The 20,060-nt window shown below is 68.3% G+C and carries 25 protein-coding genes; 13 read left to right on the top strand and 12 right to left on the bottom strand.

The features are described from left to right. On the bottom strand, positions 1–633 hold the full coding sequence (gene upp, locus AC3ANJ_RS04385) for a uracil phosphoribosyltransferase (RefSeq protein ID WP_488318408.1): 633 nt from the start codon (positions 631–633) through the stop codon (positions 1–3). A 43-nt stretch (positions 634–676) separates the two neighbouring features. Here upp and AC3ANJ_RS04390 point away from each other — a divergent pair, with 43 nt between their 5' ends. Further along, positions 677–1,132 carry a nucleoside deaminase gene (locus AC3ANJ_RS04390; RefSeq protein ID WP_488318409.1) on the top strand — a complete coding sequence of 152 codons (456 nt, stop codon included), beginning with the start codon at positions 677–679 and terminating at the stop codon, positions 1,130–1,132. A 187-nt stretch (positions 1,133–1,319) separates the two neighbouring features. Here AC3ANJ_RS04390 and AC3ANJ_RS04395 read toward each other — a convergent pair whose 3' ends face one another. Then, positions 1,320–2,291 (bottom strand): cation diffusion facilitator family transporter, encoded by a 972-nt coding sequence (locus AC3ANJ_RS04395; RefSeq protein WP_406246563.1) that lies wholly within the window; start codon positions 2,289–2,291, stop codon positions 1,320–1,322. A 77-nt stretch (positions 2,292–2,368) separates the two neighbouring features. Between AC3ANJ_RS04395 and proC the strand changes: the two genes are divergently transcribed. Both proC and AC3ANJ_RS04405 read left to right on the top strand, forming a co-directional pair. Beyond that, the gene (proC, locus tag AC3ANJ_RS04400) at positions 2,369–3,208 is read left to right on the top strand and encodes a pyrroline-5-carboxylate reductase (RefSeq protein WP_488318410.1); all 840 of its coding nucleotides are present in this window, start codon (positions 2,369–2,371) and stop codon (positions 3,206–3,208) included. Position 3,209: 1 nt separating this feature from the next. Further along, positions 3,210–3,497, top strand: a complete 288-nt coding sequence (locus tag AC3ANJ_RS04405) for a DUF1905 domain-containing protein (protein WP_488318411.1) — start codon at positions 3,210–3,212, stop codon at positions 3,495–3,497. Between the two features lie 6 nt (positions 3,498–3,503). Here AC3ANJ_RS04405 and AC3ANJ_RS04410 read toward each other — a convergent pair whose 3' ends face one another. Both AC3ANJ_RS04410 and AC3ANJ_RS04415 read right to left on the bottom strand, forming a co-directional pair. Next, a complete protein-coding gene (locus AC3ANJ_RS04410) occupies positions 3,504–4,175 on the bottom strand; it encodes a potassium channel family protein (RefSeq protein ID WP_120227783.1) in 672 nt (223 codons plus the stop codon). After that, positions 4,168–5,598, bottom strand: a complete 1,431-nt coding sequence (locus AC3ANJ_RS04415) for a TrkH family potassium uptake protein (protein WP_488318412.1) — start codon at positions 5,596–5,598, stop codon at positions 4,168–4,170. The genes AC3ANJ_RS04410 and AC3ANJ_RS04415 overlap by 8 nt, the downstream gene beginning before the upstream one ends. An 86-nt stretch (positions 5,599–5,684) precedes the next feature. Between AC3ANJ_RS04415 and AC3ANJ_RS04420 the strand changes: the two genes are divergently transcribed. Continuing rightward, positions 5,685–6,092: an ArsR/SmtB family transcription factor gene (locus tag AC3ANJ_RS04420; protein ID WP_406246555.1), complete on the top strand. Its 408-nt coding sequence runs from the start codon at positions 5,685–5,687 to the stop codon at positions 6,090–6,092. A 58-nt stretch (positions 6,093–6,150) separates the two neighbouring features. Here AC3ANJ_RS04420 and AC3ANJ_RS04425 read toward each other — a convergent pair whose 3' ends face one another. Both AC3ANJ_RS04425 and AC3ANJ_RS04430 read right to left on the bottom strand, forming a co-directional pair. Continuing rightward, complete coding sequence (locus AC3ANJ_RS04425; protein ID WP_488318413.1) at positions 6,151–6,966, bottom strand: ABC transporter permease; 816 nt, start codon at positions 6,964–6,966, stop codon at positions 6,151–6,153. Next, a complete protein-coding gene (locus AC3ANJ_RS04430) occupies positions 6,963–7,880 on the bottom strand; it encodes an ATP-binding cassette domain-containing protein (RefSeq protein ID WP_488318414.1) in 918 nt (305 codons plus the stop codon). Before AC3ANJ_RS04430 ends, AC3ANJ_RS04425 begins: the two co-directional genes overlap by 4 nt. A 104-nt stretch (positions 7,881–7,984) precedes the next feature. Here AC3ANJ_RS04430 and AC3ANJ_RS04435 point away from each other — a divergent pair, with 104 nt between their 5' ends. From AC3ANJ_RS04435 to AC3ANJ_RS04475, 9 genes are all read left to right on the top strand, one after another. Further along, positions 7,985–8,905 carry a TetR/AcrR family transcriptional regulator gene (locus tag AC3ANJ_RS04435; protein ID WP_488318415.1) on the top strand — a complete coding sequence of 307 codons (921 nt, stop codon included), beginning with the start codon at positions 7,985–7,987 and terminating at the stop codon, positions 8,903–8,905. A 96-nt stretch (positions 8,906–9,001) separates the two neighbouring features. Next, the gene (locus tag AC3ANJ_RS04440; protein WP_406246549.1) at positions 9,002–9,193 is read left to right on the top strand and encodes a helix-turn-helix domain-containing protein; all 192 of its coding nucleotides are present in this window, start codon (positions 9,002–9,004) and stop codon (positions 9,191–9,193) included. Positions 9,194–9,316: 123 nt separating this feature from the next. Then, on the top strand, positions 9,317–9,415 hold the full coding sequence (locus AC3ANJ_RS04445) for a 30S ribosomal protein bS22 (protein ID WP_003792170.1): 99 nt from the start codon (positions 9,317–9,319) through the stop codon (positions 9,413–9,415). A gap of 107 nt (positions 9,416–9,522) precedes the next feature. Continuing rightward, on the top strand, positions 9,523–9,825 hold the full coding sequence (locus AC3ANJ_RS04450) for a rhodanese-like domain-containing protein (protein ID WP_406246545.1): 303 nt from the start codon (positions 9,523–9,525) through the stop codon (positions 9,823–9,825). After that, entirely contained in the window at positions 9,822–10,079 is a 258-nt protein-coding gene (locus tag AC3ANJ_RS04455) for a glutaredoxin family protein (RefSeq protein WP_488318416.1), read from the top strand. The genes AC3ANJ_RS04450 and AC3ANJ_RS04455 overlap by 4 nt, the downstream gene beginning before the upstream one ends. Next, positions 10,076–10,378, top strand: coding sequence for a Dabb family protein (locus AC3ANJ_RS04460; RefSeq protein WP_488318417.1), 303 nt, complete (start codon positions 10,076–10,078; stop codon positions 10,376–10,378). Before AC3ANJ_RS04455 ends, AC3ANJ_RS04460 begins: the two co-directional genes overlap by 4 nt. A 142-nt stretch (positions 10,379–10,520) precedes the next feature. Beyond that, positions 10,521–11,339: a transporter substrate-binding domain-containing protein gene (locus tag AC3ANJ_RS04465; protein ID WP_488318418.1), complete on the top strand. Its 819-nt coding sequence runs from the start codon at positions 10,521–10,523 to the stop codon at positions 11,337–11,339. A 37-nt stretch (positions 11,340–11,376) separates the two neighbouring features. Continuing rightward, positions 11,377–12,162: an amino acid ABC transporter permease gene (locus AC3ANJ_RS04470; RefSeq protein ID WP_488318419.1), complete on the top strand. Its 786-nt coding sequence runs from the start codon at positions 11,377–11,379 to the stop codon at positions 12,160–12,162. Beyond that, positions 12,159–12,914 carry an amino acid ABC transporter ATP-binding protein gene (locus AC3ANJ_RS04475; RefSeq protein ID WP_488318420.1) on the top strand — a complete coding sequence of 252 codons (756 nt, stop codon included), beginning with the start codon at positions 12,159–12,161 and terminating at the stop codon, positions 12,912–12,914. The genes AC3ANJ_RS04470 and AC3ANJ_RS04475 overlap by 4 nt, the downstream gene beginning before the upstream one ends. 11 nt (positions 12,915–12,925) lie before the next feature. On the opposite strand, the gene AC3ANJ_RS04480 is transcribed toward AC3ANJ_RS04475, so the two are convergent. The 6 genes from AC3ANJ_RS04480 to AC3ANJ_RS04505 all read right to left on the bottom strand — a co-directional run bounded on the left by AC3ANJ_RS04480 (position 12,926) and on the right by AC3ANJ_RS04505 (position 20,027). Continuing rightward, entirely contained in the window at positions 12,926–13,951 is a 1,026-nt protein-coding gene (locus AC3ANJ_RS04480) for a LacI family DNA-binding transcriptional regulator (protein WP_488318421.1), read from the bottom strand. Further along, positions 13,930–15,948: an aldo/keto reductase gene (locus AC3ANJ_RS04485; protein WP_488318422.1), complete on the bottom strand. Its 2,019-nt coding sequence runs from the start codon at positions 15,946–15,948 to the stop codon at positions 13,930–13,932. The genes AC3ANJ_RS04480 and AC3ANJ_RS04485 overlap by 22 nt, the downstream gene beginning before the upstream one ends. A 131-nt stretch (positions 15,949–16,079) precedes the next feature. Further along, positions 16,080–17,171, bottom strand: coding sequence for an ABC transporter ATP-binding protein (locus tag AC3ANJ_RS04490; protein WP_488318423.1), 1,092 nt, complete (start codon positions 17,169–17,171; stop codon positions 16,080–16,082). After that, complete coding sequence (locus AC3ANJ_RS04495) at positions 17,168–17,962, bottom strand: ABC transporter permease (protein ID WP_488318424.1); 795 nt, start codon at positions 17,960–17,962, stop codon at positions 17,168–17,170. Before AC3ANJ_RS04495 ends, AC3ANJ_RS04490 begins: the two co-directional genes overlap by 4 nt. Continuing rightward, a complete protein-coding gene (locus tag AC3ANJ_RS04500) occupies positions 17,959–18,885 on the bottom strand; it encodes an ABC transporter permease (protein ID WP_488318425.1) in 927 nt (308 codons plus the stop codon). Before AC3ANJ_RS04500 ends, AC3ANJ_RS04495 begins: the two co-directional genes overlap by 4 nt. Beyond that, on the bottom strand, positions 18,882–20,027 hold the full coding sequence (locus AC3ANJ_RS04505) for an ABC transporter substrate-binding protein (protein ID WP_488318426.1): 1,146 nt from the start codon (positions 20,025–20,027) through the stop codon (positions 18,882–18,884). Before AC3ANJ_RS04505 ends, AC3ANJ_RS04500 begins: the two co-directional genes overlap by 4 nt. Positions 20,028–20,060 lie beyond the last annotated feature (33 nt).

Consider the following 20,060-nt stretch of genomic DNA (forward strand, 5'->3'; position numbering starts at 1 on the left):
TCAGACCGTGCCGTAGAGCCGGTCGCCCGCGTCGCCGAGACCAGGAACGATGTAGCCCTTCTCGTTGAGCCCTTCATCCAGCGCACCCAGCACGAGCGTCACATCGCGGTCCCCGACGAGCTTCTCGATCGCCGCGACGCCCTCCGGAGTGCCGAGGAGGCAGATCGCGGTGACGTCCTTGGCGCCGCGGTCGAACAGGAACTGGATCGCGACGGCCAGCGACCCGCCGGTCGCGAGCATCGGGTCGATCGCGAAGCACTGGCGATCGCTGAGGTCCTCGGGCAGACGCTCGGCGTACGTGGTCGGCTCGAACGTCTCCTCGTCGCGGACCATGCCGAGGAATCCGACTTCGGCGGTCGGCAGCAGCTTGACCATGCCCTCCAGCATCCCGAGACCCGCGCGGAGGATCGGCACCACGATCGGTCGCGGCTCGGAGATCTTCACGCCCGTCGTCGTCGTCACGGGGGTCGTGATCTCGATGGGGGAGACCCGCACGTTCCGCGTCGCCTCGTAGGCGAGCAGCGTCACGAGTTCCTCGGTGAGCTGGCGGAAGACCGGCGACGGGGTGCGCTGGTCGCGCAGCACCGAGAGCTTGTGGGTGACGAGGGGGTGGTCGGCGACGTGAACACGCATGGATCAAGGGTAATGCCCGCGGAGGCCGCAATAGAGTCGACGTATGACCGGATCCGACGAACAGGGGATGCTGCGTGCCCTCGAACTCGCCCGCGATGCCGCGGCGACCGACGACGTGCCCGTCGGCGCGGTCGTCCTCGACCCATCCGGCCGCATCGTCGCCGAAGGGCGCAACACCCGCGAGGAGACCCATGACCCCACCGGGCACGCCGAGATCGTCGCGCTACGCGGGGCCGCGGCATCCCTCGGTTCATGGAACCTCGAGGGCCACACCCTGGTCGTGACCCTCGAGCCGTGTGCGATGTGCGCGGGGGCGATCCTGCAGGCGCGCGTCGGGCGCGTCGTGTTCGGCGCGTGGGACGAGAAGGCCGGCGCGGCCGGCTCCATGTACGACCTGCTGCGCGACCGACGGCTGCCCTACCGTGCCGAAGTCATCGGCGGGCTCCACGAGGACACCGCCTCCGCCCTGCTGCGCGACTTCTTCGAAGCCCGCCGCTGACCGGTCACTGCTCCCGCTGCTCACCCCGGCGCGAGCTCCTGCGTGTCCGGGGAGATGCGGGTTTGCGGAGCGAGTGCCCTCATGAACCCGGACATCGTTCGCTGCGTGTCCGGGGCGATGCGGGTCCGCAGGGCTGTGAGCCGCACGAACCCGGACACGGGACGGGCCGACGGGACGGCCCGACCGGTCAGTCGGCGGATTTCAGGACGAATACGTCCGTCGACGGCTCGGGGTCGAGTGACGGACGGTAGATGTCCGGCTCGATGTAGATCGCGCGGGCGACCGGCACGGCATCCCGGATCCGCTTCTCGATGTCGTTGATGTCGTCGGCGGCCTCGCGCACCGTCTTGTCTCCCGAGAGTGCGATCTTCGCAGCGACGAGCAGTTCATCGGGACCCAGGTACAGGGTCTTGAGGTGGATGAGCTTCTCGACCTCCGGTCCTGACACGATCGCGTCGACGATCCGGTCGTGGTCGCCCTGGTTCGCGCCCTCGCCGACGAGCAGGCTCTTCGTCTCCACGCCGAGGACGATCGCGATCACGACCAGCAGCGTTCCGATCATGAGGGTGCCGAGCGCGTCGAACAGCGGGTTGCCCGTGATGACCGTGAGCCCGACACCGAGCAGGGCGAAGGTGAGGCCGGTCAGCGCTCCGACGTCCTCGAGCAGGACGACCGGGAGCTCTGGTGCCTTGGCGCGGCGGACGAATGAGACCCACGACTGCCCCTTCTCGCGCACGAGATTGCTCTCGCGCACCGCGGTGCGCAGCGAGAAGGACTCCAGTCCGATCGCGACCACCAGCACGACGAGCGGCAGCCACCACCATGTCGGATCGAGCGCGTGCGGATGCGTGAGCTTGTCGATTCCCTCGTAGATCGCGAACACGCCGCCGACGGAGAACAGGATGATCGAGACGACGAACGCGTAGACGTAGCGCTCGCGGCCGTAGCCGAACGGGTGCTCGCGGTCGGCGACCCGCTTCGCCTTGCGTCCGCCGAGCATGAGCAGCAGCTGGTTGCCGGAATCGGCGACGGAGTGGATGGCCTCGGCGAGCATGGAGGCCGAGCCCGAAAGCGCCCATGCGACGAACTTCGCCAGAGCGATGCCCATGTTCGCCAGGAACGCCGCGAGAATGGCCTTGCCGCCGCCGGATGCACTCATGGCACGAGTCTAGTTCCGGCAACCAGCTGACGCAGGAGACCCGTCGGGGCGTCCGAGACCCGCTTTAGGATGACGGTATGGCTGATTCCCTTCCTTCCCTGGCGTTCCTCGGTGCGGGTTCGATGGGCGGTGCCATCCTGCACGGAGTGGTCGCCTCCGGCATCCCGGTCGACGGCGGCATCGTCGCCACGAATCGGACCGCCGAGAAGGCCGCAGCCCTCGCGGACCTCGCCGGCGTCACGGCGATCGCTCTCGACGCGCAGCCGGCCGGGAACACGGATGCCGCGGCATCCGCACGGATCATCCTCGTCGGCGTGAAGCCGGCGATGGTGCCCGATCTCCTCCGCGAGATCGCTCCGGTACTGCGCCCCGACGCGATCGTGGTCAGCCTCGCCGCCGGCGTCACGCTGGACACGTTCGCCACGCATCTCGGCGGCGACGTTCGTGTGATCCGCTCGATGCCCAATACTCCTGCGACCGTCGGCAAGGCCGTCACCGGACTCGCTGCCGGCACGGCCGCGGGCGCCGAGGACGTCGCCGTCGTCCGGCGCCTGTTCGAGCTCGTCGGCGCCGTGATCGAGGTGCCGGAAGATCAGATCGACGCGCTCTCGACGATCTCCGGCTCCGGGCCCGCCTACGTCTTCCTGCTGATCGAGGAGCTCACGAAGACCGCTGTCGACAAGGGCTTCAACGAAGCCGACGCGCGCCTCATGGCCGAGCAGACGTTCATCGGCGCCACGGCTCTCCTGGACGCGTCCGGCGAGAACCCCGCCGAACTGCGACGCAGGGTCACGAGCCCGAAAGGCACGACCGAGCGGGCCATCGCCGTGCTGCAGGACGCGCACCTGGACGCGGTGTTCGCCGAGGCGACGGATGCCGCGCTGGCTCGGGCTCGGGAGCTCGCGGCCGGCGCGTGACATGGAGCTGCGTTTCGCCGCGCAGGTCTGGTACTGGCGCGGTCCAGCGCCGTTCCACTTCGTCACCGTGCCCGCAGCCGAGAGCGAGATGATCCACGACGTGTCCGGCATCGTCACCTACGGCTGGGGCATGATCCCGGTGCGGGTCACGGTCGGCGGCACGACGCTGTCGACCTCGCTGTGGCCGAAGGACGGCGGCTACATCGTGCCGATCAAGAAGGCGCTGCAGGATGCCGAATCCATCGCCGTCGACGACGAGATCGAGATCACGCTCGACATCGACGCCTGAGGTGCCTCAGCGATCCAGGCTGGCGAATCGCTCGATGTCGACGTTCGTCCCCGACACGATGATGAGGTCGTGGTTCGTGACGACGGTGTCCGCCTCGGCGTAGCGGAACGGCTTGCCGGGGCTCTTCACGCCGACCACGGTGACGTTGTACTTCGTGCGCACGCCCGACTGATTGAGCCCGACGCCGCGGATGAACTTCGGCGGGTACATCTTCGCCAGCACGAAGTCGTCGTCGAAGCGGATGAAGTCCAGCATCCGACCGCTCACGAGGTGCGCGACGCGCTCGCCCGCTTCCCGTTCGGGGTAGATGACGTGGTTCGCACCGACGCGCGCGAGGATCTTGCCGTGCGACTGCGAAACGGCTTTGGCCCAGATCTGCGGCACCTTCAGGTCGACGAGGTTGGCCGTGATGAGGACGGATGCCTCGATGAGCGAGCCGACGGCGACGACAGCGACCTGGAAGTCCTGCGCACCGATCTGACGCAGTGCGTCGATGTTGCGGGCGTCGGCCTGGACGGTGTGCGTGACCCGATCGGACCACTTCTGCACGAGTTCGAGGCTGTCGTCGATCGCGAGCACTTCGCGGTCCAGCCGATCCAGTTCGCCGGCGCACGCGGCACCGAAGCGACCGAGTCCGATCACGAGAACGGGGGCATCGCCCCGGATGACGTCAACCAACGATCGGCCTTTCCACCGGCAGCGAGTAGAGCTGCGTTCGCGACGTCGCGGCGACCGCCGCGGCGAGTGTCACTGTACCAACGCGTCCCATGAAGATCGTCGCAGCCATCACGTAGGACGCCGAATCAGGGAGCTCCCCGGTGAGCCCGGTCGACAGTCCGACCGTGCCGAAGGCGGAGATGACGTCGAACAGGACATGGCTGATGTCCGCCTTGGTGATCTGCGCGATCACGATGGTCGACAGGGCGACGATCGTCGCACCCCAGGCGACCACCGACAGCGCGACGCGCTGCACATCGCTGGGGATCCGGCGGCCGAAGACCTCGACCGACTGGCGGCCCTTGGCCTCGGACCACACGGCGATGGCCAGGACGGCCAGGGTGGTCACCTTGATGCCGCCGGCCGTGGATGCCGAGCCGCCGCCGACGAACATGAGCATGGATCCGGCGACGAGCGATGATCCGTTGAGTTCGCTGATGTCGACCACGCTGAACCCGCCGGAGCGGGTCATGGCGGACAGGAAGAACGCCTGGAACGTGGTGTCCACGGCATCCATCGATCCGAAGGTCCCCGGGTTGTCGTACTCCAGGATCAGGAAGACGACTGCGCCGGCGAAGAACAGGATGACGGTCGTGATGAGGGTCAGCTTGGCGTGCAGCGACCAGCGCGCGATGTGCCAGTGGTGCTTGGCGAGCGTATAGATCACCGGGAACCCGATGCTGCCGAGGAACACGCTGACCATCAGCACGCTCAGGACGAAGTAGTCGTCGGCGAAGACGCCGACGCCGCCGACGTTGGGACTGAAGCCGGTGTTGGTGAACGACATCGCCGCGTAGTACGGCGCCTCCCAGAGGGCCACGAGCGGGTCGATGCCGGCCATGACGAGACCAGGGTAGAGGAGGACCGCGACCACGCCCTCGATGAGAAGAGTCGACAGCGCCACGGTCGTCAGCAGCTGTCCGACTTCACCGAGGCGGACGGTCTGGCCCTCGTTGACTGGGCCGCCGTGCGCTCGCAGCGGGTTCGTGTCGCCGGCGGCGATGAGTTTGGCGCGCAGACCGAGGCGCTTGGAGATCACCATGCCCATGAGCGAGGCGAGCGTCAGCACGCCCATGCCGCCGATGTTGACGCCGATGAAGATGACGACATGCCCGAAACCCGACCAGTGCGTCGCCATGTCGACCGTAGCAAGGCCCGTGACGCAGATCGTGGAGACCGCGACGAACAGCGCATCGGCGAGCGGTGTGATGGTGCCGGACGCCGATGCGATCGGCAGGGAGAGCAGTGCCGTGAAGACCAGGACCAGCGCCGCGAAGATGACGATCGCGAACCGCGACGGCGACGAGGTGATCACGTGCTTCACGAACTGCAGAGCGCGATCGAGCCCACGTCGGGGAGAGACGGCAGACCGGATGCCCGACATCGTTCCCTTCCTGTTCGACCGCTGGACTCGCTCGTTGCGGAGCCTTCGTCATGGTACTCCGCCCGTGGGACGACTACCCTGATCACATGACCGACATCTTCGACGTGATCGCGGACGGCACGAGGCGGGACATCCTCCAGCTCCTGCTCCGGCGGTCGACCGATGGGGATGCCGGCACCAGCGTGACCCAGATCGTCAGCGAGCTCGGCATCAGCCAGCCGACCGTGTCCAAGCACCTCAAAGTGCTCCGGGAGTCGGATCTCGTCACGGTGCGGGAGGACGGCCAGCGCCGCTACTACAGCCTGGCGATCGAGCCGCTCGAGGTCATCGACGATTGGCTCATGCCGTTCCTGGTCGATGCGTTCGACGAGCGCACCGACCTGGATCTCGTCCCGCTCCCGGACGGCGCGGCGCACGCGGCCGAAGCGGTCGGGCGCGCCGCCGCGTCCGCCAAGCACGTCGTGCAGAGCGCGCTCAAGCGGCTCGGCGGTTGACGCAGCGAACCCGCCCGACGCACGCGACGCCGGACGGGTTCGCATCGGGATGCCGCGGTCAGCGGCGTCCGGCCTTGCGGCGGAACAGCCAGGCGCCCCAGGCGGTGGCGACCGCGAGGATCACCACGCACCAGATGATCGCCCACAGCGGCTCGGAGTCCACGCTCGTGCCCATCAGCAGCGCCCTGATCGTCTCGACGATCGGGGTGATCGGCTGATACTCGGCGATCGGCTGCAGCCACTCCGGCATGCTCGCCACCGGTACGAAGGCACTGGACAGGTACGGCAGGAACAGCAGGATGAAGCCGTATCCGTTGGCGCCCTCCGGCGACCCGGCGGCAAGACCGATCGCGGCGAACAGATACGTGATCGCGAGGATGTACAGGGCGATGAGCGCCCCGGTGGCGATCCACTCGCCGATATCCGCCGTCGGGCGGAAGCCGACGAGGACGCCGACGCCGATCACGATCGACGTCGCGATGAGGTTGCGGATCAGGCTCGCCACGACATGACCTGTGAGAACGGCACCGGCGCGCAGCGGCATGGTGCGGAACCGGTCGATGATGCCGGTGCGCATGTCGTTCGCGACGTACACGGCCGTCGAGGAGGCGCCGAACCCGGCGCACGTCAGGATGATGCCCGGCACGACGTAGTCGACATACGCGCCGGACGGGTCGATGGCGCCGCCGAACACCCACGTGAACATCAGCATCAGCATCACGGGAAGCATGATCGCCATCAGGAGCGACTCCCCGTCGCGCAAGGAGTGGCGCATGCTGCGGCCGACGAAGATCATCTCGGCGGTCGCTCCGCGCAGCCGGGGACGCAGGGCGGGGAGGGCGGGGGCCGCTGGCGCGGCGGTCAGGCTGGTCATGCGGACTCCTTCATGGATGCGGCACCGACGCGGGAGTCGGTGCTCGAGCGGGTGGTGCCCGTGAGGGCGAGGAAGACATCGTCGAGCGTGGGGCGGCGCAGCGTCACGGTGCCCTCGGCTCCTTGCTCGTCGAGCTGATCGAGAGCGCGGCGGAGGCCAGGCAGAGTTCCGTCGGTCGCCACCTCGAGGATCAGCTCGCCGTGCGCGTCGTGCACCTCGACCGTGTCACCGCCGACGCGTGACTTCAGCTGATCGGCGGTGCCGAGGGCCGCGATGCGGCCGTCATGCAGCACGGCGATCCGGTCTGCCAACTGGTCGGCTTCCTCGAGGTACTGCGTCGTGAGGAAGACGGTCGTCCCGGCATCCGCCATCGACCGGATGATGTCCCACAGATCGCGACGGCTGCGCGTGTCGAGACCCGTCGTCGGCTCATCGAGGAAGAGGATCTCCGGCGTGATGACGAAGCTCAGAGCCAGATCCAGGCGACGGCGCATGCCACCGGAATAGGTCCGAACCGCGCGTGAGGCGGCATCGCTCAGGCCGAAGCGGTCGAGCAGCTCTGCAGCTCTGCGTCGAGCCGCCGCGCGCCCGAGACCGGAGAGCCGGCCGAACATCACGACGTTCTCGGTGGCGGTGAGGGCGTCGTCGACGGCGGCGGACTGGCCGGTGAGACTGATCCGCTGCTGGACCGCGATCGGGTCCGAGCGGACGTCGAACCCGCCGACCGAGACCGTGCCGGCATCCGGCCTGGTGAGCGTCGTGAGGATGTTGATGGCCGTCGTCTTGCCGGCGCCGTTCGGCCCGAGCAGGGCGAACACTTCTCCACGGGCGACCGTGAGGTCGATCCCGTCGAGGACGACGTGATCGCCGAACCGCTTGTGCAGGCCTTCGATCGTGATCGCGGCAGTGGTCATGAGCGTGATTCCTTTCTGTGGATTGCGTAAACTGTGTACGTCCAATACAACTGTGTATGACCATAACACACGGTTTAGCAAATAAACAGAAGTAGGATGACGGCATGACGGACGAGGAACTGCCAGAGCTCCCCCGGGGCATCGCGCTGGCCTGGGGTGTCGCCGCGAACCCGCAGCGCGGGCCCAAGCGCGAGATGAGCGTCGAGCGGATCGTGGAGGCGGCGGTCGAACTGGCGGACGCCGATGGGATCGGCGCCGTGTCGATGGCGGCCGTTGCGGCGAAGCTCGGATTCACCCCGATGTCCCTGTATCGCTATGTGAGCGCGAAGGACGACCTCCTGCTGCTGATGCAGGAGGAGGCGACCGGCATCCCACCGGAGGAGCATCGGGAGCACGAGGGCTGGCGGGACAGGCTCCGCGCGTTGTTCGAGGCCCAGGTGCTCATCTATCTGCGCCACCCGTGGATCCTCGCCCTGCCGATCACGGGGTCGCCGATCACGCCCAACAGCTCGGCGTGGATCGAAGTCGGGCTCGAAGCGCTCGCCGAGACGCCGCTGACAGAATCCGAACGGCTCGCGGTCGCTCTGGCGATGACCGGTCAGGCGCGCTGGTACGGCATGGTGCTCGCGGGCTATTCGGAGCAGGCGCGCATCACCGGCCTCACGGCGGACGAGGTCTCGGCCAGGGAATCGGCGCTGTTCGATCGTGTGATCTCGGCGGACGAGTACCCGCATCTGCGCAGGGCGATCGACGCCGGCGTCTTCGTCGATCAGCAGGACCCGTTCCGATTCGCCACCGAGCGTCTGCTGGACGGCATCTCGATGTACATCGACGCGCTCGGCCGAGGCGAGGGGCACGCCCCGGTCCAGGAGTGGCTGGAGATCGACCGGGTCGAACTCGGCGGTGACAAGAAGTATCGCGAGGCGCAGAAGGCCGTGCGCGAGGCGGAGAAGGCGCTGCGCGTCGCGCGCAAGCTCGAACGCCAGGCGCTGCGGGACGCCCGCGAGCGCCTTGCGCGGAGCTGACCGCCCCACTGGTCCCACAGACCACAACAGCCACGTGGGTTTACACGCGTGACAGGTTCGGCCTAGAGTGTGCTTCAGCAGAAAGGGGTACAGGGGATGCCCGAAGTTCCAGACGTTCGCTTCCTGACGGTCGCCGAGGTCGCCGAGATCATGCGCGTGTCGAAGATGACCGTGTACCGCCTCGTGCACTCCGGAGAGCTTCCCGCGATCCGGTTCGGCCGCAGTTATCGCGTGCCGGAGTCGGCCGTGGCCGACGCGCTGCGACGACCGATCGCGGACGTCGGCTGATCCGCCGCCGTGTGAACAGCGGGCCCCGCGTGGTTTGCTAGACTGATCCGAGGCATTTTTCCGTGCCCGTACCCGGGTGTCCCGAATTGTGCGACATCCAGCCCCTGACGTAGTGAGGTTTCCGTGGGTTCTGTCATCAAGAAGCGCCGCAAGCGCATGGCGAAGAAGAAGCACCGCAAGCTGCTTCGCAAGACTCGCCACCAGCGCCGCAACAAGAAGTAAGCGGCCCAGACACGAGCGCCCCCGACTGCTCCTCGAGCGAGTCGACAGGGGGCGCTTTGTGTCTCTCCCGCGACCCACGGCCCGAGCGCCCCGTCCTTGAGGAAGCAATGAAGTCGATCACCGTCGTCGAGCTCGCCGAGCGCTCGAACACGCCGCTCATCGATGTCCGCGAACGCGACGAGTACGCGCGCGGTCACGTCCCCGGCGCCGTGAACATCCCGATGTCTGAGATCGGAAGCCGCCTGGATGAGCTGCCCGGTGAGGCGTTCGACGTGATCTGCCAGGTCGGCGGCCGCTCCGCACGCGTCGTCGAGGCTCTCGAGTCGCGCGGCTACGACGTCACGAACGTCGACGGCGGCACAGGGGAGTGGATCGCGCAGGGGCGCGAGATCGCGACCCCGGCAGCGTGACCGCGCTCACCATCATCGGCAAGCCCGACTGCCATCTCTGCGACGTCGCGCGCGAGGTCGTGGATGCCGTGATCGCCGAGCTGCCCGATGACACGGCTGACCGCATCGAGGTCGCAGAGGTATCGATCAACGACGACCCCGCTCTGTACGAACTGTGGTGGGAGAAGATCCCCGTCGTCCTCGTCGACGGCGAACTGCATGCGCACTGGCGAGTCTCACCCGAGCGCCTGCGCGAGAGACTGGAGAAGGCATGACCATCCGTCACGTCGTCACGTGGAAGCTCGCGAACGAGGATGCCTCGGAGCGCGCTGCTCAGGCCGCCGAGGTCGCACGGCGACTGAACGCCCTCGACGGTGTGGTCCCCGAGCTGCTCTCGATCTCGGCGGGTGCGAACAGCCTGTATCCCGACGCGAATTGGGACGTCACGCTCGTCGCCGACTTCGCGGATGCCGCGGCCCTCGAGGCGTACCAGGTGCATCCGGCGCACGAAGAGGCGGCCGGATTCATCCGGTCCGTCGTGTCCGGTCGCGTCGCGGTCGACTTCGAAGTCTGAGCCGGGACCCGGTACCACAACCGCTGAAACCGAAACGTAACCTCGCAGAGGCGATTATCCACGGTCATCCGCGCCGCGACGTGTTTAGATGTGTTCACCCACCCGTCAGCGGGCGTCCTCGCCCCGTCACACTGGAGCGATCATGACCCGCCGTCGCACCCTCGCCACCGGAGTCGCCCTCGCGGCGTCGTCCGTCCTCCTTCTCGCCGGCTGCGCTGGTGGAACCGATCCTGGTGCCGAGGCGCCGGAGAGCGGCGCGGATTACGGACTCGTCGAAGAGGGCACGCTGACCGTCTGCTCCGACGTCCCCTACCCGCCGTTCGAGGACTTCGACGACAGCACCGAAAGCGGCTTCACGGGCTTCGACATCGATCTGCTGACGGCGGTCGCCGAGAAGCTCGACCTGAAGATCGCCGTGCAGGACACCGGATTCGACGCTCTGCAATCGGGCACGACGCTGCTCGCCGGCACGTGCGACATCGGCGCCTCCGCCATGACGATCACCGATGAGCGCAAGGCGAACATCGACTTCTCCGACCCGTACTACGACTCGCTGCAGTCCCTGATGGTCCCGGTCGGCTCCGGAATCGAGTCCATCGACGACCTGGCGGGCAAGACGGTCGGCGTCCAGCAGGGCACGACCGGCGAGGCCTACACGACCGAGAACGCACCAGAGGGCACCGAGATCGTGCGCCTGCCGTCCGATGGCGAGCTGTGGCCGTCCATCCAGGCAGGGCAGATCGACGCGATCCTGCAGGACCTCCCGGTCAACGTCGAGCATGTCCGTGCGGACGACGCGTACACGATCGTCGAGGAGTACGAGACCGACGAGTCCTACGGCTTCGCGTTCGCGAAGGACGAGAAGACCGAGCTGCTCGAGGCTGTGAACGGCGCGCTCGCCGAACTGCAGGAGGACGGCACCTACCAGGAGATCTACGACTCCTACTTCGCAGCCGAGTGATCCGCATCTTCCGGTACGACGGGGTACGACGATGGCGATGAAGCGCAGGACCAGGCAGCTCATATACCGCTTGGCGATGTACGCCATCTTCGTCGCCGTCGTCGGCTGGGCGATTCTGGCGACGGACTGGCCGCGCTTCAGCAAGCAGTTCCTGAACCCCGAGGTCGCGGCAGGCCTGTTCCCCGACATCGTCACGGTGGCGCTGGTGAACACGCTGCTGTACACGCTGATCGGATTCGTGGGCGGTGCTCTGCTCGGCATCCTCCTGGCGATCCTGAAGCTCTCCAGCATCCTGCCGTTCCGCTGGTTCGCGACCGCGTGGATCGAGCTGTTCCGCGGACTCCCCGCCCTGCTCACGATCTTCGCCGTCGCGTACATGCTGCCGATCGGACTGGGGATCAAGGTCCCAGGCGGACCGGCGGCGCAGGGAATCATCGGTCTTGTCCTGGTCGCCTCGGCGTACATGGCCGAGGTCATCCGCGCCGGCATCCAGGCCGTGCCGAAGGGCCAGACCGAGGCGTCCCGATCGCTGGGCATGTCGACCACCAAGACCATGTTCTGGGTGGTGCTGCCGCAGGGCTTCCGCATCATCATCCCGCCGCTCACGAACGAGTTCGTGCTGCTGCTCAAGGACACGTCGCTGGTCTACATCGCCGGTACGACGATCATGTCGCGCGAGCTGACCACGTTCGCGCGCGACAGCGCATCGGCGACGGCGAACGGCACGGCACTCGTCGTGGCCGCGGCGCTCTACCTGATCGTGACCATCCCGCTCACGCGCCTGGCAGCGTGGCTCGAACGACGACTGGCGAGGCAGCGATGAGCACGGATCTGATCGACATCCACGCGCCGGCGATCGAGGCTCGCGGCCTCGTGAAGACGTTCGGCGACAACGAAGTACTCAAGGGCATCGACCTGACCGTGTCGGCCGGCGAGGTCGTGTGCGTGATCGGCCCCTCCGGCTCTGGCAAGTCGACGCTGCTGCGTTCGGTGAACCTGCTCGAGGAGCCGACGGGTGGGAAGATCCTGATCGAGGGGATCGACATCCTCGACGAGGACACCGACATCGACAGGGTCCGCACACGTATCGGCATGGTGTTCCAGAGCTTCAATCTCTTCCCGCACCTCAGCGTGCTCGGAAACCTGACGCTCGCGCAGCGCCGGGTTCTCAAGCGATCCAAGCCGGATGCCGAGAAGGTCGCCCGCGAGATGCTCGGTCGCGTCGGGCTCGCCGAGAAGGTTGATGCCTACCCGGGGCACCTGTCCGGCGGTCAGCAGCAGCGCGTGGCGATCGCCAGGGCGCTGTGCATGAATCCGGACATGATGCTGTTCGACGAGCCGACATCGGCGCTCGACCCCGAGCTGGTCGGCGAAGTGCTGCAGGTCATGCGCTCGCTCGCCGAGGAGGGCATGACGATGCTCGTCGTGACCCACGAGATGGGATTCGCGCGCGAGGTCGGGTCCCGGTTGATCTTCATGGATGGCGGCGTCATCGTCGAGGAGGGCGACCCGCGCTCAGTGCTCGCCGACCCGCAGCATCAGCGCACGAAGGATTTCCTCTCGCGAGTGCTGTAGCGTGCGCTGTTCTACGCCGACTCGCGCAGCACGAGCCGGTGGGCGACGACGCGGTGCGCCTCCACCTCCGAATCCGGTTCGCTGAGGGCGACGGCGAGTTCGAGCGTGTGACGGGCGACCTCGTCGAAGTCCACCGCGAGTGTGGTGAGGGTCGGTGCGACCAGCGTTCCGATCGAGAGGCCGTCGACGCCGGCCACGCGGATGTCGCGAGGGACGTCCAGCCCCGCATGCCGGCATGCGGACAGGACGCCGAAGGCCATCAGGTCGTTGAACGCGAGGATCGCATCAGGAGGCGAAGCCCGGCGGATGATCTGGGCGGCGACGGCGGAGGCGTGCTCTGGCGTCGATGCCGCGGCGTGGACGAGCTCAGGGCTGAGGCCCCGTCGTTCGAGGGCGGCGACCATCGCGAGACCCCGCCCGCTCGCGGCAGGCGGCTCCGAGGCATCCAGCACGACGGGTCGGCGCGTGCCGACCGCGGCGAGATGGGCGGCGAGCTCCTCGATCGCATCGGCTGGGTCCAGGAGCACCCCTGGGTGAGGGGAGTCCGAACCGGCGTCGAGCAGGATGAGCGGCGTCGCACTGAAGCGGCTCTCCCATTCAGGGGCCCATTCGCCGAGGTAGCCGACCACGACATCCACCTGCGCCTGGAGTGCGCTCAGCACGCGCTCCGCCGCACCGGACAGCCCGATGTCGACGAGCGAGACGCTCCATTCGTCCGCCGCCGCTCGACGGACGATCGCCGAGGCGAGTTCGGGCGAATACGGGTTGCGGAGATCGCTGACGACGAGCCCGAGCTGACGATCGCCACCGGTGACCAGCCCTCGTCCGAAACGGGACGGACGGTACGCGAGTGCGCTCGCGGCGTCGAGGACCCGGTTCCTGGTCTCGACGCTGATTCCGGGCATGTCGTTGATCGCCCGGGTGACCGTCTGACGCGATACCCCGGCGGCGGCGGCGACGTCGAGGATGGTCGCGCGCCGGCGGGGCGATCCCGATGCGGGATCGCCCGTGCCGCTCAGCTTCGCAGATTCAGCCATGCCACCTCTTCGGGCGTGAGATCGACGGTGAGTCCCCGCATCGACGAGCGGGTCTCCTCGATCGTACGGGGTCCGAAGAGGGGGAACGTGGGGAAGGGCTGCGCCAGCACGTAGGCGAGCGCGATCGCCGTCGTCGGCACACCGCGCTCGGTCCCGAGCTGCTCGGCACGCCGCAGGCGCTCGAAATTGTCGTCGCTGTAGTAGCAGCGCACGAGCTCCGGGTCGCTGAGGTCATCCGGATGGGCGCGGCCCGTGAAGAACCCGCGAGCCTGTGACGACCAGGGCAGCAGCGGGATCTGACGCTCCTCGAGCCAGCGACGCGACGCGTCGTCCGTCACGTGGACGCAGCCCGCCCACGGCACGTCGTAGGCTTCGGCGAGTCCGAAGTGATCGCTGACGACTCCGAACCCCTGCCGCCCGTTGGCCAGGGCGTAGGCGTTGGCCTCGTCGATGCGTTCCGGCGTCCAGTTCGATCCGCCGAACACGCGGATGCGACCCGCGCGGGCGTGCTCGTCCAGCACGTCGACGAATTCCCCGACCGGGACGTCGGGGTTGTCGCGATGCAGCATGTAGATGTCCGCGTAGTCGGTTCCCTGCCGCTCGAGGCTCTCGATCAGCTGGCGCGACACGGACTCCGGGTCGCAGTGCGGGGTGTGCCCGCCCTTGGTGATGACCACGACCTCCTCGCGGATGCCGCGGTTCGCGATCCATCGGCCGAGGCGGCGCTCGAGGTCGCCGTCGCCGTAGATGTACGCCGTATCGAAGACGTTGCCGCCCTGCTCGGCGTACACATCGAAGACCGCCGAGGCGTGCGCCAGGTCCGGCTGGTTGTCGACGCCCATGACGAGGCGGGAGATGCGCTTGTCGATACCGGCGATCTCGCCGTACCGCATCGCGCTCGGCGCGCTGATACGGGACGCGGCGCGGACCGGCGGGATGTCGGCATCCTCGGCTTCGAAGGCATACCGCAGCCCGATGGCCGCACGCCATCGGTCGAGAGTCCGCGCCGTGGCGAGCGTCTCGGCCGAGGTCATCTCTGGGGCATCGGCGCGGCCGTCGCGCAGTGCGGCGATGGTGGCATCCGCCTCGAGCCCGTACGCGTCGGTGGCGTCGATCGTGATCGTCTGGACGCCGTCGGTCGTGGCGACCTCGATCATGGTGTCGCCGGCGGGAACCCAGGGGTCGGCGATGCGGATGCTGCCCCGCTCGCCCAGGATCGTCACGGTGTTCTCGGCCGGCGCCATGACGCCCGTGGTCAGAGTCGCGGTGATGCCGCTGCGGTACGTCGCTCTGGCGACCGTCCACTCGTCGACGCCCGTCGGTCCGATCGTGCCGTCGGCCGTCAGTTCGACCGGCTCGGACGCGTGCACGCCGTCGGCGGCGTCCACGATGGCGGACGCCATCGTGGTGGGATAGCCGCCGACGTCGAGGATCCCGCCGCCCGCGACTGAGGGGGCGAAGAGGCGCCCGCCGCGCTCGCCGACGCGGAACGCGAACGACGCATCGATGTGCAGGACGCGGCCGATGGCCCCATCGCGCACGAGGTCGAGCACCCTGCGGGTCTGCGGGTGGAAGCGGTACATGTACGCCTCGACGAGCGGCACGCCCGCCTGCCGTGCGGCATCCACGAGCGCCATCGTCGTGCCGTGGTTCACGGACAGGGGCTTCTCGCACAGCACGGCCTTGCCGGCGGCGATCGCCTCGAGCACGAGCGCGGGATGCGCGGTGTGCACGCTGGAGACGTACACCGCGTCGACGCGCGGGTCGGCGAGTGCCCCCGCGTAGTCGTCCGCCGTGACATCCGCGGCACCCTGCCCCTGCGCCTCATCGGCGAACGCGCGAGCGCGCGAGCTGTCGGAACTGCCGACCGCGACGAGTTCTCCGGCGCTGGAGGCGAGGCCGGTGAGGAAGCGTCGTGCGATGTTCCCCGGGCCGAGCACCGCCCATCCGCCGGTCCGAGTGCGGGTGTCTTCGACTGCGAGCTGAGGGGTCACCATCGTCCTTTCGAGCAGGTTACGTGAACGTTCACGAGCTTGTCACGATAGTCCTGCAGCGATCTGGCGTCAAGGAGCCCGTGAACGCTCACGAGAAGGGCGGGTGCATCACCTCCCGTCGGCGCCAACGGCGCTCAGCCGCGCGCGTGCACGGCGACCGGCTCCGGTGCGACGGCGATGAGCACGCGCTCGCCGAAGGACGGACGGATGCCGGGGGAGTGCTGGAGCCGCACGAGCTCTCCGGACTCCGTGCGCACGAGAGTCCGACGCATGCTGCCGAGGAACGTGCTCTCCTCGACGAGTGCGGTCGTCGAGGCATCCGCTTCCGAGGCGAAGTGCACGTTCTCCGGGCGCAGAAACACATCGACCGGGCCATCGGCCGGACTCTGCAACGGCAGCCGCTGGCCCCAGACGACGACGTGATCGCCGTCCGCGACGCCGGTCACCACACTGGAGAGTCCGACGAAGGCGGCGACCGTCGATGTGGAGGGCGCCGTGTAGAGCTGCTCCGGCGACCCGATCTGCTCGATGCGACCCGCGTTCATCACCGCGATCCGGTCGGACACCGCGAGGGCCTCCTCCTGGTCATGGGTCACGAACACCGTGGTGATGCCGAGGCGCAGCTGGATGCGGCGGATCTCGTCCCGCAGCTGCACGCGCACCTTCGCGTCCAGCGCCGACAGCGGCTCGTCCAGCAACAGCACCTTCGGTTCGGTGACCAGCGCACGGGCGAGTGCGACCCGCTGCTGCTGCCCCCCGGAGAGCTCGTGCGGATACCGGTCGGAGAGGCCCTCGAGGCCGACGAGCGCCAGCGCGTCGAGTGCGCGCCGTGCCGATTCGGCTCTGCCGACCCCTCGCCTGCGCAGCCCGAACGCGGTGTTGTCGGCGATCCGCAGATGCGGGAAAAGCGAGTACGACTGGAACACCATGCCGATGTCGCGCTTGTTCGTCGGTACGCGGGACACGTCGCGACCGCCCAGCAGGACGGCGCCGGCGTTCGCGCTCTCGAGCCCGGCGAGCACCCTCAGGGCGGTGGTCTTGCCGCATCCGGACGGGCCCAGCAGCGAGACGAATTCGCCTGGCGCGATGTCGAGGTCGACGCCGTGCAGCACCCGCTGGGACCCGTAGTCCTTCACGACGCCCTGAAGCTCGACGCGCGTGCCGTCGCCGGCGTCGGCGAGCAGGAGGTTGTCGGCCGTGGCGGGCAGGGAGTGATCGACGGTCATGAGCGTGCCTTCCGGGTGCCGCGGGCGGCGCGGCCGATGACGAGCAGGAGCAGGAAGCAGAACAACAGAGCGAGGAGAGTGAAGATCGCCGGCGCATACGGGTCCTGCTTCTGCACGACGACCATGGCGGTCTGGAACACCTGCCGATTGAGCAGGGACGCGATGGTGAATTCGCCGAGGACCACGGCGATCGAGATGAGGGATGCCGCCAGCAGCCCCTGTCGAATGTTGGGCACGAGCGCCTTCAGCACCACGGCGGTCCACCCGGCGCCGAGCGAGCGGGCGGCTTCGGCCAGGGTGCGCAGGTCGACGGCATCCATGGATGCCTGGATGGAGCGGTAGGCGAACGGCAGCACGGTGATCCCGTACGCGAAGGCGAGCGTCCACGCGCCGGTGCCCAGCATCCGTCCGACCTGGAGGTATATCGGGGCGAGTCCGACGACCAGGACGATCGCGGGGATCGAGATCGGCAGCAGCACCACGAACTCGAAGAGCGGCTTGAGCCGCTCGAAGCGCAGGTTGACCAGGATCATCGTCGGCGCGAGCACGAGCAGGACGATCGCGACGGTGACGACGGCGAGGAGCAGAGAGTTGCCCAGGCCCGTCCAGATCGGCCGGAGAGTGGCGGTCATGCTCGGATCGACGAGGCCCGCCCAGCGCTCGAGCGAGTACGTGCCGTCCGGCATCCGCAGGGTGTAGAGCAGGGTCGAGATCAGGGGGATCGCAAAGAATGCGCCGACCAGGATGCCGACGATCCAGCGGGTGACGCCGCTGGGCGCCAGCGAGTTCACGCCTGCCACCGTGCGGCACGGCGCTGGATCAGGGAGTACAGGAACATGACGACGCCGACCACGAGGATCATGCCGAGCGCGAGTGCTCCGGCGAGATTCTCGCGCCCCAGCACGGTCTCGCTCGTGAGCGCCGCCCGGATCTGCAGCGGCACGATCTGCGAGCCCTGGCTGGCGAGCGCCGCGGCCGTGGCGTAGGACGAGAACGCGTTCGCGAACAGCAGCAGGAGACTGGCGAGGAACGACGGAGCCAGCACGGGGAAGCCGACGCGCAGCCAGAAACTGGCACGGCTTCCGCCGAGAGTGAGATTCGCCTCCGCCCACTGCGGCTTGAGCCCGGCGAGAGCGGGCATGAACGTGATGACCATGAGCGGCACCTGGAAGTAGATGTAAGGGAGGATGAGCCCGGGCAGTGCGTAGAGCCAGTTGCCGTTAGCGAAGATGTCGAGCCCGAACCCGTCGCGTAGGAACACCGTGATGACGCCCTGGGTGCCGATCGTCGCGATGAAGGCGAACGCCAGCATCACGCCGCCGAACTGCGCGAGGACGCCGGCCACGGCATCCACCGTCGTGCGGACCCCGCCCTGCGGATTCATGCCGAGCAGGGCGTAGCAGACGAGCGCACCGACGACGGCTCCGACGACGGCGGTCAGCAGCGACAGCCAGGCCGAGTTGGCGAACGTGATCAGGACGACCGGATCGCCGAGCGCGGCCACGTTCGCCCAGGTGAACGAGCCGTCGTCGGTGAAGAATCCGGACCCGATCGCGAGCACGGTCGGCACGGCGAGGAACAGCATCACGTAGGCGGCGAAGGGCACCAGCCCCAGCCAGGCGAACGACGGACCCGTGCGGCTGCGGCCGGGCGGTGGAGCAGGGGCGGGGGCGGATGCCGCAGCATCCGCCCCCGCCGTGGCGACGAGCGTCACTGGACGGCCGCTGCCCACTTCTCGCCGAGCAGGGCGCCGGCGTTCTCCGACTGCTCCTCGGTGGGGACGACTGTCTCGGCGGGCGCTTCGGGCAGCGCGTCCGCGAGGTCGGTGTCGATGGTGCCGGCCTCGATCATGGCCTCCATGCGCACCGGGCGGGCGCCGCCCTTCAGCCACAGGTTCTGCACCTCGTCGCTGTAGAGGAATTCCTGCCACAGGCGCGCGGCGGCCGGGTTCGGAGCGTCGACGTTGATGGCCTGGTTGTAGTAGCCGGCGTAGCCGACGCCGTCGAGGACGACGACCTCCCAGTTGTCGTTGTCGGCGGTGTGCGCGGCGTTGAGGTAGTCCCAGTCGAAGACGACCGGGGTCTCACCGCTGGCGACCGTCGCGGTGGTGACGTCGACCTTGAGGAGGTTGCCTGCGCTCTGCAGCTCGCCGAAGAAGTCGATGCCGGGCTGGAAGTCGTCCAGAGTGCCGTCGGACTGCACGGTGGCGAGGCCGACGGCGGCGAAGGCGGCACCGGCCTGCGTCGGGTCGCCGTTGATCGCGACGGATCCCTTGTAGTCCGCGCCGAGCAGGTCGTCCAGCGCGGCCGGTGCGGGGAACTTCGACGAGTCGTACCCGATCGACATGTACCCGCCGTAGTCGCCGACGAACAGCCCCGTGGGCTCCTTGAGCTCCGCGGGGATGTCGTCCCACGTCTCCACCTGGTATGGGGCGAACTGGTCGGTGCTCTGCAGCGCGACGGTCAGGCCGAGGTCGAACACGTCCGGAGCGGTGTCGAGACCCTTGTTGGTCTCGGCGGCCTGGATCTCCTCAGCGCTGGAGACATCCGGCGACTGCTCGTTGATCGTGATCTCGGGGTACTTCTCTGCGAACAGGTCGAGGATCTCGCCGTAGTTCGCCCAGTCGCGAGGAAGCGCGATGACGTTGAGCTGGCCCTCCGCCTTCGCGGCGGTCTCGAGGTCGGCCAGGGTTCCGAAATCGGCGAGCGACGTGGCCGTCGCGGCATCCACTGCGGAGTCGCCTGATGCGTCTGCGGTCCCGGACGCCTCAGCGGCGCACGAGGCGAGCAGCAGTGCCGCGGCGGCGGTGAGGGCGATGCCGCTGGCGATGCGGGCGCGACGGGTGACGGGTGCCATGGGGTTCCTCTCGGGTGTCCGGCGCAGGGTTGC

This window comes from Microbacterium sp. STRO-1N, from assembly GCF_057748015.1.